The following is a 14,452-nucleotide window of genomic DNA, read 5'->3' on the forward strand; positions in this document are numbered from 1 at the left end:
GTTCACGCGGCCAGCGTGCCCTCGCCCAACCCGTCGAGGAACTCGCCCAGGAGCGCCGCGGAAGCGATCTCGGCCGGCCCGCCGAAGTCGGCGCGCTCGGCGCGCAGCCGCTCGGCGCTCAACCCGTACCCGGGCAGTTCGTCGCCCCACGCCGCGAGCCAGTCCTCGTGGATCTCGGGGGTCACCTCGGGGTGGAACTGCACCGCGAGGAGCCAGTCGCCGCGGCTGAACGCCTGGTTCGGGTACTGGGCGCTGCCCGCGAGCCGCTCGACGCCCTCGGGCAGGTCGAACGTGTCGCCGTGCCACTGCACCGCGGGCACCCCGCGGAAGTGGCGCACCGGCGAACGGTCGCCGGCCTCGGTCGGTTCGACCGTCAGCCAGCCGACCTCCTTGCGCGGGCCGCGGTAGACCTTCGCGTCGAGCGACGCGGCGAGCAGCTGCGCGCCGAGGCAGACGCCGAACACGGGCGCCTCGGCCGCGATCCGCTCCCGCAGCAGGGCGATCTCGTCGACGAGGTACGGGTACCGATCGGTCTCGTACGCGCCCTCCTCGCCACCGAGCACCACGACGAGGTCGGGCTCGAGCGCGTCGAGCGCGGAGACATCCGTCGTCGGTGCGTCGATGAACCGGATGTCGTATCCGTGCGCTTCGAGCGTGGGGCCCAGGTTGCCGAGGCCGATCGCGGAGTCGTGCCGGAGCACGAGCGCGGTGCGCCGCACCGGGTCCGGCCGTGTCACTCGAGGCCCTTGATGACGATCGCGTCGGTCGGCGGCGTGGTCGTGGTCGGGTCGACGTACACGTCGGGTTCGATGTAGATGACCCGTGCGGCCGGAACCGCCGCCCGGATGCGCTGCTCGATCGCGTTGGTGGCGGCCGCGACCTCGAGGAGCTTCTGGTCCTCGGGGAAGCCGAGCTTCGCGCCCACGAGCAGCTCGTCGGGCCCGAGGTAGAGGGTCTTCATGTGGATGATCCGCAGGCCCTCGTCGCCGGACAGGATCGCCTGCTCGATCTTCTCGAGGTCGTCGTCGCCCGCGCCCTCGCCCACGAGCAGGCTCTTCGTCTCGATGCCGAGGACCACGGCGACCGCGACGAGCAGCAGGCCGATCGCGATCGTGCCGATCGCGTCCCACATCGGGTCGCCAGTGAGCACGGTGAGGCCGACGCCGAGGAGCGCGAACACGAGGCCGGTCAGCGCCGCGATGTCCTCGAGGAGCACAACGGGCAGCTCAGGCGCCTTGGCGCGGCGCACGAACTGCACCCACGACTGGTTGCCGCGCACGTGGTTCGACTCCTTCACCGCCGTGCGCAGCGAGAACGACTCGAGGCCGATCGCGATGACGAGCACGAGCAGCGGCAGCCAGGCGTTGGTGAGCTCGTGCGGGTGCGTGAGCTTCTCGACACCCTCGTACAGCGAGAACACCCCGCCGACCGAGAACAGGATGATCGACACCACGAACGCGTACACGTAGCGCTCGCGTCCGTAGCCGAAGGGATGCTCCTTGTCGGCGGCGCGCTTCGCGCGGCGGCCGCCCAGCAGGAGGAGCAGCTGGTTGCCCGAGTCGGCGACCGAGTGGATGCCCTCGGCGAGCATCGAGGCCGAGCCCGAGACGGCCCAGGCGATGAACTTGGTGATCGCGATACCGAGGTTCGCGGCGAACGCCGCAACGATCGCCTTCGTTCCGCCTGAAGCACTCATGCGGCCAATCCTAGGATGGTCGCATGACCGTCGACACCGTCGTGAAGCTGCCCGTGATCGCCTTCCTCGGGGCCGGTTCGATGTCCGGCGCGATCCTCTCGGGGCTGCTCCGGCCGGGCGTCGAGGTCGAGGGGATCCGTGCGACGAACCGCACGACGGCGAAGGCCGAGGCGCTCGCCGCGCTGCCCGGCGTGACCTCGTACTCGACCGAGACGGATGCCTCCGCGAACCGCGACGCGGTCGCCGGGGCCCGGGTCGTCGTGGTCGGCGTGAAGCCTGCGATGGTGCCCGACCTGCTGCGCGAGATCGCCGACGCGCTGGAGCCGGGCACGCTCGTGATCAGCGTCGCAGCGGGCGTCACCGTGGCGACGTTCGAGTCGATCCTGCCCGAGCACGTCTCGGTGGTCCGCACCATGCCGAACACCCCGGCGATCGTGGGCCGTGCGGTCACCGGGGTCGCCGCGGGCTTGCGGTCGAGCGACGACGACCTGGCGCTCGCGGTCTCGCTGTTCGAGACGGTCGGCGAGGTGCTCGTCGTGCCCGAGTCGAAGCTCGACGCGCTGTCGACCATCTCCGGGTCCGGGCCCGCGTACGTCTTCTACCTGATCGAACAGCTCACCGCGACGGCGATCGACCTGGGCTTCACGCCCGAGGAGGCCGCGAGGATGGTGCAGGGCACGTTCCGCGGGGCATCCGAGCTGCTCGCGGCGGAGCACGTCGAGCCGACCGAGCTGCGGCGCCGGGTGACGAGCCCGAAGGGCACGACCGAGCGCGCGATCGCCGTGCTCGAGGAGGCCTCCCTCAAGGCGACCTTCGACTCCGCGACGCAGGCCGCGCTCGCTCGCGCCCGCGAACTGGCCGCCGGCGCGTGAGCGCCTTGCCCGGAAGCGCCGCGCCGGTGGACGGCGCTCGCGCCGACCGTGCGCCGCTCGCGCTCGACGGCGAGCCGCGGTTCGCCTGGCGCGGGGTCATGCTCGACGTCGCCCGCCGGTTCCGGCCGCTGCCCGACCTGTACCGGTTCGTCGACCTCGTCGCCGCGCACGGACTCAACGTGCTGCAGCTGCACCTCACCGACGACCAGGGCTGGCGCTTCGAGGTGCCGAGGTACCCGCGCCTGACCGAAGTGGGCGCGCGGCGATCGGGCACGCAGGTCGGCCACGGCCCGGCGTCGACGGTCGACGACGTGCCGCACGAGGGATGGTATTCGCAGGAAGACCTCCGCGAGCTGGTGCGGTACGCGGGGGAGCGGGGCATCCGGGTGGTGCCCGAGGTCGACGTTCCGGGGCACGCGACGGCGATCCTGGCGGCGTACCCCGAGTTCGGCGTGGGCGGCGCCGATGCCGTGCGCGAGCGCATCGGCGAGCCGTGGAAGCGGTTCGGCGTCTCCGACGAGTTGCTCAACGTCGAGGACGCGACCGTCGCGTTCGTCTGCGACGTGCTCGACGACGTGTGCGACGTGTTCGACTCGGACGTCGTCGGGTTCGGCGGTGACGAGGTGCGCAAGGACCGCTGGCGCGACGACCCGCGCACGCAGGAGCTCATGGCCGAGCGCGGCATCGCCGACGAGGGCGAACTGCAGGCCTGGTTCCTGGGCCGTGTGGCCGACCACCTCGCCGCCCAGGGGCGACGCGTCGTCGGCTGGGACGAGATGCTCGAGGGCGGCGCCCGAGGCATTCCCGCCGACGCCGTCGTCGCGTCGTGGCGCGGGCCGGTGGGCGCGGAGCTCGGCGCCCGCACCGGACACGACGTCGTCTTGTGCCCCGACCTGTGGACCTACCTCGACTACCGGCAGTCGGATGCCGCGACCGAGCCGATCCCGGTCGGCACGGTGCTCTCGATCGAGGACGTCGCGACGTTCGATCCGGTGCCTGCGGATGCCCCGGCCTGGTACGCCGACCGAATCGTCGGCGTGCAGGCGAACGTGTGGTGCGAGCACCTCGACACCCGCGACCGCCTCGACTACGCGGTGTTCCCGCGCCTCGGCGCATTCGCCGAGGTCGCCTGGAACGGCGGTCCGCTCGACTGGGCCGACTTCGCGACGCGGCTGCCCGGCTACCTCGCGTGGCTCGGCGAGCGCGGCGCCGACTTCCGCCCGCTCGACGGCCCGCGGCCCGACCAGCAGCGCCCCGGCGTGCCCGGCGTCCCGCGCAGCCGCGAGGAGCGTCTCGCCGAACTCGCCCGGCTCACGGCGTCGCTCGCGGAGTAGTGACGCAGGCGCCTACTCGACCACTGGAACACGTCGCTCCAGCAGCACCATGACCTCGAAGTGGGTCGTCTGGGGGAACATGTCGAACACGCGCGCCCGCACCGGGCGCAGCGACGGCATCGCCGCGAGGTCCTTCGCGAGCGAGGCCGCGTTGCAGCTCGAGTAGAGCACGTTCGACACCTCGGATGCCTCGAGCCAGGCTGCGAGCTCCGGCCCGATGCCGCGGCGCGGCGGGTTCACGACCACGAGATCGGGCACGGCGGATGCTTCCGCGCCCAGCGCGAACGCGGTCGCGTCGCCCGCGGCGAATCGCACGCGCTCGAGCGCGGCATCCGATCGGCTGAGCTCGGCGCTCGCGACCGCCTCGACGCTCGTCTCGATGCCGGTGACCTGCGGGCCGCCCGCGACGGGTGCAGGCCCCGTGCCCGAGGCATCCGCCGCCGTCGCGAGGTGCAGCGCGAACCCGCCGACGCCCGAGTAGAGGTCCCAGGCGGAATCGGGGGCGAGGTCGCGGATCCAGTCCCGCGCCACTGCGTACAGCGCTGCGGCGATCTCGGAGTTGGTCTGGAAGAAGCTCTGCGGGCGCAGGTGCATCGTGACGTCGTTCAGGCGCATCGGCAGGGTCTGCTGCTCGGTGAGCACGATCTCGTCGGCGCCCTCGACGACGGCCTTGTGCTCGGGCAGCAGGTTGACCGTGACGACCCGCGCGCTCGGCAGTTCGGCCAGCAGCGACGGCAGGTGCTTGCGGATGCGGGCGACGGGCTCGGTCGACCGCAGCACGAAGCGGATCATCAGCTCGCCGTCGGGCGACTCGGTGACGATCAGGTGCTTCAGCTCGCCGGTGCGCGTCGCGACGTCGTAGGGGCGGATGCGGGCGAGCGTGATGAACCGGGCGATCGCGGGGAACGCGGCCCGGTGCCCCGGCGAGCAGATGCCGCACGCCTGCAGGTCGATGCCGTGCCCGTCGGCATCGAGGATGCCGATCGTCGGCGCGTCGACGGTGCCGCCGACGACCATCTTCGCCTTGTTGCGGTACGACGCCTCGGCGCTCGCGACCGGCGTGAGCCACGAGTCGACGGCGAACGGGGCGAGCAGCGCCTCGGCGTGCGCCTGCTTGCCCGCGAGCTGATCGGCGTACGGCTGCCCCATGAGCGAGCACGACCGGCATCGCCCCGCGTCGAAGTAGGCGCAGTCCACGCGTCCAAGCGTAAGCCGGGGCGTAGGATCGCCCCATGCCCCCCGTTCCAGATGGGCGCCCGAGCGCGCCCGGCACCCCGGTGCGCGTCCGCTACACGAAGTGGGACGGCTCGCCGCACTGGGCGTACGACGGCATCTGGCTCGGCCGCGACGAGCACGGCGAATGGGTCGGGTACCCGCGCGGCACGCGGTACAGCCGCCCCGGCCGGGACTTCGAGGCATCCTGGTCGTCGGTGGGCCTGTTCCCCGACGCGGGCTGGACACCGGGCTTCAATTTCGACGGCTACCGCACGCCGATCTACGTCGACGTGTCGTCGACGCCGACCTGGTCTCGCGACGCCGATGGCGGGTACACCGTGACCATGCACGATCTCGACCTGGACGTCGTGCTGCGGTCCGTCGGCGAGCCGTACATCGACGACGAGGACGAGTTCGCCGAGCACCGGGCGAAGTACGGGTACCCGGACGAGGTCGTCGCCCGCGTCGAGGCCGACGCCGACGCCGTGCTCGCCGCGATGCAGCGGTTCGAGGCGCCGTTCGACGGCGCGACGGCCGAGCGATGGCGGCATCGGCTCGAGGAGCTGGCGGCGGGGTAGCGCAGCAACCGTCTCACACCGGTGCCGCAGTCCCGCCGTCCGGCTCGAACCGGTAGCCGAGGCCCGGCTCATTCAGGAAGAACCGCGGCTCGCCCGGCACCGGCTCGAGCTTGCGCCGCAATTGCGCGACGTACAGGCGCAGGTAGCCGGCGTCGTTCGCGTGGTACGGACCCCAGACGTCGCTGAGCAGCATCTGCCGGGTGAGGAGCTTGCCGGGATTGCGCAGGAACAACTCCAGCAGCCGCCACTCGGTGGGCGTCAGCCGCACGGATGCCGCACCGCGCGCGTCGCCGTCGCGTCGCACGGTCTTCGCCGCCAGGTCGACCACGAGGTCGCCGATGCGGTGGGTGGAGGCATCCGTGTCGCCCGAGGCATCCGTGCCCGCCGCCCGCGCCCGAGCCCGGATGCGAGCGAGCAGCTCGTCCATCGCGAACGGCTTGGTGACGTAGTCGTCGGCGCCCGCGTCGAGCGCCTCGACCTTCTCGGCCGAGTCGGTTCGGCCCGACAGCACGACGATCGGCACCTTCGACCACGCCCGCACCGCACGGATCACGTCGAGGCCGTCGACGTTCGGCATGCCGAGGTCGAGCAGCACCAGGTCGGGGTGGCCGTTCGCCGCGACGTCGATCGCCTCGGCGCCGTCGTGCGCGGTGAGCACCTCGTACCCGCGGGCGGCCAGCGTGATGCGCAGGGCGCGCTGCAACTGCGCATCGTCGTCGGCGACCAGGATCCTCATCGCGTCTCCTCCTTCGCGCCGGCGGCCGGCAGCGTGACGACCATCGTGAGGCCGCCGCCCGGCGTGTCCTCGGCTTCGAGCGTGCCCGACATGCCCTCGACGAATCCCTTCGACAGGGCCAGCCCGAGCCCGAGGCCGGTGTCGTTGTCGGTGTCGCCGAGTCGCTGGAACGGCGTGAACATCTCGTCGCGACGGTCCGCGCTGATGCCCGGGCCGCGGTCGACCACGCGCAGTTCGACGCGGTCGAGGAACGCGCTGGCCGCGACGCGCACCCGTTGCCCCGCTGGGGAGTGCCGCACCGCGTTCGCGAGGAGGTTCACCATGACGCGCTGGAGCAGCACCGCGTCGGCCGACGCCGGACGCAGGTCGTCGGCGAAGTGCAGTTCGACCTCGCCGGGCCCCAGGCCCAGCTCGTCGAGCGCGGGGAGCACGACGTCGACGACGTCGGTCGGTGCGAGCGTCACCGCGAGGGCGCCGGCCTGCACGCGGCTCGTGTCGAGCAGGTTCTCGACGAGCGCCGCGAGCGCGTCGAGGCTCTCCGACGCCGTCGCGAGCAACTCGGCCCGCTCGTCGTCGGTGAGGCGCAGGTCGGGTTCCCGCAGCGCGCTCACCGACGCCGACGCCGAGGTGAGCGGGCGGCGCAGGTCGTGGCCGACCGCGGCCAGCAGCGCCGAGCGCACCCGATCGGCAGCGGCGAGCTCGCCGGCCTCCTCCGCCGCGCGTTCGAGCCCGCCGTGTTCGACCGCCGCATCGAGCCGGGTCGCGATGACCTGGAGCAGACGGCGTTCGGATGCCTCGAGGTCGGGCCCGTGCAGTACGAGCACGCCGCGCGTGCCGATCGGGATCTCGGTGATCCGGTCGTCGTTGGCGGGCTCGCCGTCGGCCACCCGGGGCTCGCCGTCGACGAGCAGGCGCACCCCGGTGAGCCCGAACGCCTCGCGCGTCTGCGTGACCATGGCCTGCAATGCGTCCTCGCCGCGAAGCACGCTGCCGGCGATCGTGGCGAGCAGCTGCGACTCGGCGGCCGCGCGCCTGGCGACGCGGGTGCGGCGGGCTGCCTGGTCGACGACGTAGCTGACGAGCAGGGCGTTGAGCACGTAGAACACGAGGGCGAGGAACTGCCGCGGTTCGGCGATGGTCAGCGTGTACAGCGGCTGGATGAACAGGAAGTTGAGGGTGAGCCCCGACAGCACGGCCGCGAACAGGGCCGGCCAGATGCCGCCGACGAGGGCCACCACGACGACCAGGAGCTGGTACGCCAGCACGTCGCTGGTGATCGACGCCTCGGTATGGAAGATCGTCAGCAGCCAGCTCACCAGCGGGCCGGCGACGAGCGCGATCGCGAAGCCGGCGAGCAGGCGCGTGCGGCTGAGGGCGCCGCCGATGCGGGGGAGCGTGAACCCGCGCCCGGCTGCCGCATGCGTGACGATGTGCACGTCGATGTCGCCCGACTCGCGGATCACGGTGGCGCCGATGCCGGGCCCGGTGAATGCGGCCTGGAGACGCGAACGCCGGCTCACGCCGATGACGAGCTGCGTGGCATCCGAACCCCGCGCGAAGTCGACCAGGGCGCGGGGCACGTCCTCGCCGACCACCTGGTGGAATGTGCCGCCGAGCTGCTCGACGAGCGTTCGCTGCCGGTCGATCGCCTCGGGATGCCGGGCCCGCAGGCCGTCGGGGGTCGTGACGTGAACGGCCATGAGCTGCCCGCCCGACGACCGCGACGCGATGCGCGCGCCCCGTCGCAGCAGGGTCTCGCCTTCGGGCCCACCGGGCAGGGCGACCACGACGCGTTCGCGGGCCTCCCACTTGCGGTCGATCCCGTGCTCGGCCCGGTACGCCTTCAGGGCCTGGTCGACCTCGTCGGCGAGCCACAGCAGCGCGAGCTCGCGCAACGCCGTCAGGTTGCCGAGCCGGAAGTAGTTCGACAGCGCGGCGTCGATGCGCTCGGCGGGGTAGACGAGGCCCTGCGCGAGCCGGTCGCGCAGCGCCTGCGGCGCCAGGTCGACCACCTCGACCTGGTCGGCGCTGCGGAGCACGGCGTCGGGGATCGTCTCGCGTTGCGCGGCACCGGTGATCTCGAGCACGACGTCTCCGAGCGACTCGATGTGCTGGGCGTTCACCGTCGAGATGACGTCGATGCCGGCGTCGAGGAGGTCCTGCACGTCCTGCCAGCGCTTCGCGTGCCGGCCGCCCGGCGCGTTGGTGTGCGCGAGCTCGTCGACCAGGGCGATCTCGGGGGCCCGGGCGAGGACCGCGTCGAGGTCGAGCTCGTCGAGCCCGAGTCCGCGGTGCTCCTCGCGGCGACGCGGCACGACCTCGAGGCCGTCGACCATCGCGGCGGTCGCCGCCCGCCCGTGCGTCTCCACGAAGGCGACCACGATGTCTCGGCCCTCCGCCAGGAGCCGGCGGCCCTCCTCGAGCATCGTGTACGTCTTCCCGACGCCGGGGGCGGCTCCGAGGAGGACTCGGAGCCGCCCCCGGCGGGAATGGGCGGAAGTCGCCGTGCCCTGGTCGGCACTCGTGGTCACGCGGTCAGTCTCCCACGCCGGTCGCCCGGATCATCGGCCGAGCTCGGTGAGCGCGAGGTTCAGCTCGAGCACGTTGACCGTCGGCTCGCCGAGGTATCCGAGGTCCCGGCCCTGCGTGTGCTGTTCGACGAGGGACGCGACCTCGTCGGCGGGCAGGTCGCGTGCCGCGGCGACGCGATCGACCTGCAGCCGCGCGTACGCGGGGCTGATGTGCGGGTCGAGGCCCGACGCGGATGCGGTGACCGCGTCGGCCGGGACCTCCGCCTCGGGGACGCCGTCGAACTCGGCGACCTGCGCCTTGCGCTCGGTGATCGCGGCGATGAGGTCCTCGTTCTCGGGCCCGAGGTTGCTGCCGCTCGATGCGCCGCCGTCGTAGCCGTCGCCGGCGGCCGAGGGCCGCGGCTGGAACCATTCGGCCAGCGGTTCGCCGTCGGCGTCGGTGAACGACTGGCCGATGAGCGAGGAGCCGACGACATCGCCGTCGGCGTTCCGGACGATCGAGCCGTTCGCCTGGGCCGGCATCGCGACCTGGCCGATCACGGTGACCGCGAGCGGGTAGCCGAGGCCGAGCACGACGGTGAACACGAGGAGGGCGCGCAGTGCGGTCCAGTGGGTGCGCGCGGTCTGCGTGGTGGTGGACATGGGTGTGGTTTCCTTCCGTCCGGACTCAGAATCCGGGGATGAGGCGCACGACGAGGTCGATGAGCCAGATGCCGATGAACGGGGCGATGATGCCGCCGAGCCCGTAGACCAGCAGGTTGCGGCCGAGCACCTTCGAGGCACTGCCCGCGCGATAGCGGACGCCGCGGAGGGCGAGCGGGATCAGCACGATGATGATGATCGCGTTGAAGATGATCGCCGACAGCACGGCCGAGGCCGGCGAGTGCAGCTGCATCAGGTTCAGCGCCTGGAGGCCCGGGAACACGCCCGCGAACATCGCCGGGATGATCGCGAAGTACTTCGCGATGTCGTTGGCGATCGAGAACGTGGTCAGGGCGCCGCGCGTGATGAGCAACTGCTTGCCGATGCGCACGATGTCGATGAGCTTCGTCGGGTCGCTGTCGAGGTCGACCATGTTGCCGGCCTCCTTCGCGGCCGACGTGCCGGAGTTCATCGCGACGCCGACGTCGGCCTGCGCGAGCGCGGGCGCGTCGTTGGTGCCGTCGCCGGTCATCGCGACGAGGTCACCGTCCTCCTGCGCCTTCCTGATCAGCGCCAGCTTGTCCTCGGGCGTCGCCTCGGCGAGGTAGTCGTCGACGCCGGCCTCGGCGGCGATGGCCTTTGCGGTGAGCGGGTTGTCGCCCGTGATCATGACTGTGCGGATGCCCATCGCGCGCAGTTCCGCGAACCGCTCGACGAGGCCGTCCTTGACGACGTCCTTGAGGTGGATGACGCCGAGCAGGCGCGTCGCCGGCTCCGCCCCGTCGGCGCCGGGCGTGCGCACGGCGACGACGAGCGGGGTGCCGCCGGACGACGAGATCGCGTCGACGTGTCGCTGGAGTTCGTCGTGCAGGTTCACGGGGATGCGCCCGGTCTCCTCGGTCCAGGCGAGGACGGCGGATGCCGCACCCTTGCGCACGACCAGGCCGCCGGCGAGGTCGATGCCCGACATGCGGGTCTGGGCGGTGAACGGCACCGGCTCGCCGGCGGGCACGGAGGCCGGGTCGTCGAACCGGATGCCGCGGGTCGCGGCGAGCTCGACGATCGAGCTGCCCTCAGGGGTCGGGTCGGCGAGCGACGCGAGCGCGGCGGCACGGGTGAACTCGTGCTCGGCGACGCCCGAGAGCGCGACGAACTCGGTCGCCCGACGGTTGCCGTAGGTGATCGTGCCGGTCTTGTCGAGCAGCAGCGTGGTCACGTCGCCCGCGGCCTCGACCGCGCGCCCCGACATGGCGAGCACGTTGCGCTGCACCAGGCGGTCCATGCCGGCGATGCCGATGGCCGAGAGGAGAGCGCCGATCGTCGTCGGGATCAGGCAGACGAGCAGTGCGATGAGCACCGGGATGCTCGCCGGCGCCGCCGCGTAGGACGCGATCGGGTTGATCGTCAGCACGACGACCAGGAACACGATCGACAGGCTTGCCAGCAGGATGTTCAGCGCCACCTCGTTCGGCGTCTTCTGCCGGGCGGCGCCCTCGACGAGCGCGATCATGCGGTCGACGAACGTCTCGCCCGGCTTCGACGTGATGCGGACGACGATGCGGTCGCTCAGCACGCGGGTGCCGCCGGTGACGGCCGAGCGGTCGCCGCCCGACTCGCGGACGACGGGGGCCGACTCGCCGGTGATGGCCGACTCGTCGACCGACGCGATGCCGTCGACGATGTCGCCGTCGCCAGGGATGAGGTCGCCCGCCGCCACGACGACCACGTCGCCGATGCGCAGGTCGCCGCTCGCGACATCCGTCGTCGATGCGGTGCGCGCCGCCGGGTCGGCCTTCGCGTCGTACTGCTCGACGCGGTGCGCGACCGTGGACGTGCGGGTCTTGCGCAGGGTGTCGGCCTGCGCCTTGCCGCGGCCCTCGGCGACCGACTCCGCGAGGTTCGCGAAGACGACTGTGAGCCAGAGCCAGGCCGCGATGGCCCAGGTGAAGCTCGCGGGGACGTCGGAGCCGCCGGAGGTCGACGGGCCGCCCAGGAAGGGTTCGGCGATCGCGATCGCCGTGGTGAGCAGGGCGCCGATCTCCACGATGAACATGACGGGGTTCCGCCACATTTCGCGGGGGTCGAGCTTGCGCAGTGCGCCGGGGAGGGCGGCGACGACCTGCTTCACGCCGAAGGGGGCCTTCGGCTGGCCGTGGTCGTGGCCGGAGTCACCCGGGTGGCCGGGACCGCTGACGGCAGGGCCGGTGGAGCCCGTGGCGCCCGCGGCGCCCGGGCCGTCGCTCGGCGACGAGGTGCGTGTGGTGATGGTGGACATGGATCAGCTCAGCCCTTCCGCCAGGGGACCCAGCGTGAGAACGGGGAAATAGGTGAGTGCGGTCACGATGACCGTGACGCCGACGAGGAGGCCGACGAACTGCGGCCGGTGCGTCGGCAGGGTGCCCGCCGTCGAGGGAACGCGGTCCTGCGCGGCGAGGCTGCCGGCCAGGGCGAGCACCAGGACGATCGGGATGAACCGGCCGAGCAGCATCGCGATGCCGAGCGCGGTGTTCATCCAGTCGGTGTTCGCCGTCAGGCCGGCGAACGCGGAGCCGTTGTTGTTCGCCGCCGAGGTGAACGCGTACAGCACCTCGCTCAGGCCGTGCACACCGGGGTTCCAGATCGACGTGGACTCGACGTCCTCGCGAACGCCGGGGAGCGCGAAGCTCAGCGCGGTGCCGGCGAGCACGAGCGTCGGGGTGACGAGGATGTACAGGGCCGCGAGCTTGATCTCGCGCGGCCCGATCTTCTTGCCGAGGTACTCGGGCGTGCGGCCGACGAGGAGCCCCGCGATGAACACCGCGATGACCGCGAGCACGAGCATGCCGTACAGGCCCGAGCCGACGCCGCCGGGGGCGACCTCGCCGAGCATCATGTTCAGCATCGGCATCATGCCGCCGAGCGCCGTGTACGAGTCGTGCATCGAGTTGACCGCGCCCGTCGACGTGAGGGTCGTCGCGCTGGCGAACAGCGTCGAGCCGGCGATGCCGTAGCGGGTCTCCTTGCCCTCCATGGCGCCGCCCGCGAGTTCGGGGGCGGTGCCGGAGCCGACCATCTCGAACGCGGTCGCCGCGACGAGGGAGGCGACGAAGAGCGTCGACATCACGCCCAGGATCGCGTAGCCCTGCCTGTTCGAGCCGACCATGCGGCCGAAGGTGCGGGGGAGCGCGAACGGGATGGCAAGCAGCAGCACGATCTCGAAGAGGCTCGTCCACGCCGTCGGGTTCTCGAACGGGTGCGCCGAGTTCGCGTTGAAGAATCCGCCGCCGTTCGTGCCGAGTTCCTTGATCGCCTCCTGCGAGGCGACGGGGCCGCCGGGGAGCACCTGCGTGCCGCCCGAGAGCGTGGTGGCCTCGGTGAAGCCGTTGACGTTCTGCACCACTCCGCCGATGAGCAGCACGATGGCCGCGACGAACGAGAGCGGGAGCAGCACGCGGAACGAACCGCGCACGATGTCGACCCAGACGTTGCCGATCGTGCCGCTGCGGCGGCGGGCGAACCCGCGCACCAGGGCGATCGCGACGGCGATGCCGACGGCGCCGGAGACGAAGTTCTGCACCGCGAGTCCGGCGAACTGCACCGTGTACCCGAGCGTGAGCTCGGGCGAGTACGACTGCCAGTTCGTGTTGGTGACGAACGATGCGGCGGTGTTGAACGAGAGGCCCTCGGGCACGGCCGGCAGGCCGAGCGAGTACGGCAGCAGGGCCTGCGTGCGCTGCAGTGCGTAGACCAGCAGCACGCCGACGACGCTGAACGCGAGCACGCCCCGCGTGTACGCGCCGGCCGTCTGCTCGCGGTCGGGGTCGACCCCGATCAGGCGGTAGACGCCGCGCTCGATGCGGGCGTGCTTCTCGGTGGTGAAGACGTGGGCGAGGTAGTCGCCCAGCGGGCGATACAACAGGGCGATGATCAGGGCGACCGTCGCGGCCTGGAGGATGGCGAAGAGGACGTCCAACTCAGAACCTCTCGGGACGGATCAGGGCGACCACGAGGTACGCGATGGCGGCGACCCCCAGCGCGGCGGCGAGCAGCTCGAAGACGATCACAGCTTCTCGACCCCCTTCGCGATGAGGCCGAGGAGGGCGAACGTCGCGATGACGATGGCGACGTAGACGAGGTCCAGCACGGGGACTCCAGGCTTGGGATTCCGGGGCCGCGGACGCGGCGGCGGGCAGCCCGATCGGGCTGCACGGAAGATGCAACACCCGGTCCCGCCGCGTCGTGCCGATCCTCACGGATCCCTAACGGCCGGCGCCGCGATCCTGACGCGTCGCAGATCGGATGCCCCGCCGAACGCCCGATGCGTCAGCCGGTCGCTCGCCCGCCGCGCCGGTCGCCGCTGCGCGATCCGAGCCCGCCGGCGCGGCTTCGGGCCGTGGTGCGGATACGCTCAGCACGTGACCGCGCTCGAGATCCTCTCCGTCGCCGTCGAGGTGCTGAGTTGGATCGGACTCGGCGTCGGCGTGCCGCTGCTCATCGCCGCGCTGATCGCGCGGGCGGTCGACGCGAGCCGCGACGAGGTCGACGTCGTCGTCCTGCACCCCGAGGTCGCCGAAGGCGCGGAGCGGATGCCCGGCCAGGGGCGCCCGGTGCTGCGCTGGTTCGCGGGCGACGAGCTGCACGAACGCCCCGTGGAGCCTGGCGAGCTCGACGAGATCGACGACCACGACGGCGCCGTCGGCTACGCGCGCGGCGGCGACCTGCGCTTCCATCGCCGCGGTTCGGCGGCGAAGGTGCTCACGACGCTCGCGGTCGTGCTGCTCGGCGTGGGTTCGCTGTCGCTCATCGCCTCGTTCGTGCTGATGTTCGTCGACGGCTGAGCGGGGCTCGTCGAGGGCTGAGCGGCTGAGC

General features: G+C 72.1%; 13 protein-coding genes. 4 read left to right on the plus strand and 9 right to left on the minus strand.

Features of this window, described 5'->3' with window-relative positions:
- Window positions 1-2: 2 nt before the first annotated feature.
- Together ELQ40_RS01865 and ELQ40_RS01870 are read right to left on the minus strand one after the other, a co-directional pair.
- The gene (locus ELQ40_RS01865; protein ID WP_240665900.1) at window positions 3-737 is read right to left on the minus strand and encodes a gamma-glutamyl-gamma-aminobutyrate hydrolase family protein; all 735 of its coding nucleotides are present in this window, start codon (window positions 735-737) and stop codon (window positions 3-5) included.
- Window positions 734-1,696 carry a cation diffusion facilitator family transporter gene (locus tag ELQ40_RS01870; RefSeq protein WP_127792145.1) on the minus strand — a complete coding sequence of 321 codons (963 nt, stop codon included), beginning with the start codon at window positions 1,694-1,696 and terminating at the stop codon, window positions 734-736. Before ELQ40_RS01870 ends, ELQ40_RS01865 begins: the two co-directional genes overlap by 4 nt.
- Window positions 1,697-1,719: 23 nt before the next feature.
- Here ELQ40_RS01870 and proC point away from each other — a divergent pair, with 23 nt between their 5' ends.
- Window positions 1,720-2,568 (plus strand): pyrroline-5-carboxylate reductase, encoded by an 849-nt coding sequence (gene proC, locus ELQ40_RS01875; RefSeq protein WP_127792146.1) that lies wholly within the window; start codon window positions 1,720-1,722, stop codon window positions 2,566-2,568.
- On the plus strand, window positions 2,565-3,902 hold the full coding sequence (locus tag ELQ40_RS01880; RefSeq protein ID WP_127792147.1) for a beta-N-acetylhexosaminidase: 1,338 nt from the start codon (window positions 2,565-2,567) through the stop codon (window positions 3,900-3,902). The genes proC and ELQ40_RS01880 overlap by 4 nt, the downstream gene beginning before the upstream one ends.
- A gap of 12 nt (window positions 3,903-3,914) precedes the next feature.
- Here ELQ40_RS01880 and rlmC read toward each other — a convergent pair whose 3' ends face one another.
- Window positions 3,915-5,099: a 23S rRNA (uracil(747)-C(5))-methyltransferase RlmC gene (gene rlmC, locus ELQ40_RS01885; protein WP_127792148.1), complete on the minus strand. Its 1,185-nt coding sequence runs from the start codon at window positions 5,097-5,099 to the stop codon at window positions 3,915-3,917.
- 35 nt (window positions 5,100-5,134) lie between these two features.
- Between rlmC and ELQ40_RS01890 the strand changes: the two genes are divergently transcribed.
- Window positions 5,135-5,695: a DUF402 domain-containing protein gene (locus tag ELQ40_RS01890; RefSeq protein ID WP_127792149.1), complete on the plus strand. Its 561-nt coding sequence runs from the start codon at window positions 5,135-5,137 to the stop codon at window positions 5,693-5,695.
- Between the two features lie 13 nt (window positions 5,696-5,708).
- Here ELQ40_RS01890 and ELQ40_RS01895 read toward each other — a convergent pair whose 3' ends face one another.
- The 6 genes from ELQ40_RS01895 to kdpF form a co-directional block, all read right to left on the minus strand.
- Window positions 5,709-6,431, minus strand: a complete 723-nt coding sequence (locus ELQ40_RS01895) for a response regulator (RefSeq protein ID WP_127792150.1) — start codon at window positions 6,429-6,431, stop codon at window positions 5,709-5,711.
- Entirely contained in the window at window positions 6,428-8,857 is a 2,430-nt protein-coding gene (locus tag ELQ40_RS01900) for an ATP-binding protein (RefSeq protein ID WP_240666079.1), read from the minus strand. Before ELQ40_RS01900 ends, ELQ40_RS01895 begins: the two co-directional genes overlap by 4 nt.
- Before the next feature lie 135 nt (window positions 8,858-8,992).
- A complete protein-coding gene (gene kdpC / locus ELQ40_RS01905; protein WP_127792151.1) occupies window positions 8,993-9,604 on the minus strand; it encodes a K(+)-transporting ATPase subunit C in 612 nt (203 codons plus the stop codon).
- Window positions 9,605-9,629: 25 nt separating this feature from the next.
- Window positions 9,630-11,879 (minus strand): potassium-transporting ATPase subunit KdpB, encoded by a 2,250-nt coding sequence (gene kdpB, locus ELQ40_RS01910; RefSeq protein WP_127792152.1) that lies wholly within the window; start codon window positions 11,877-11,879, stop codon window positions 9,630-9,632.
- 3 nt (window positions 11,880-11,882) lie between these two features.
- Window positions 11,883-13,556 carry a potassium-transporting ATPase subunit KdpA gene (gene kdpA / locus ELQ40_RS01915; RefSeq protein WP_127792153.1) on the minus strand — a complete coding sequence of 558 codons (1,674 nt, stop codon included), beginning with the start codon at window positions 13,554-13,556 and terminating at the stop codon, window positions 11,883-11,885.
- A gap of 1 nt (window position 13,557) precedes the next feature.
- Window positions 13,558-13,647: a K(+)-transporting ATPase subunit F gene (gene kdpF, locus ELQ40_RS01920; RefSeq protein WP_127792154.1), complete on the minus strand. Its 90-nt coding sequence runs from the start codon at window positions 13,645-13,647 to the stop codon at window positions 13,558-13,560.
- A gap of 351 nt (window positions 13,648-13,998) precedes the next feature.
- Between kdpF and ELQ40_RS01925 the strand changes: the two genes are divergently transcribed.
- A complete protein-coding gene (locus tag ELQ40_RS01925) occupies window positions 13,999-14,421 on the plus strand; it encodes a hypothetical protein (protein WP_127792155.1) in 423 nt (140 codons plus the stop codon).
- Window positions 14,422-14,452 lie beyond the last annotated feature (31 nt).

This window comes from Agromyces sp. LHK192, from assembly GCF_004006235.1.
GTDB lineage: Bacteria > Actinomycetota > Actinomycetes > Actinomycetales > Microbacteriaceae > Agromyces.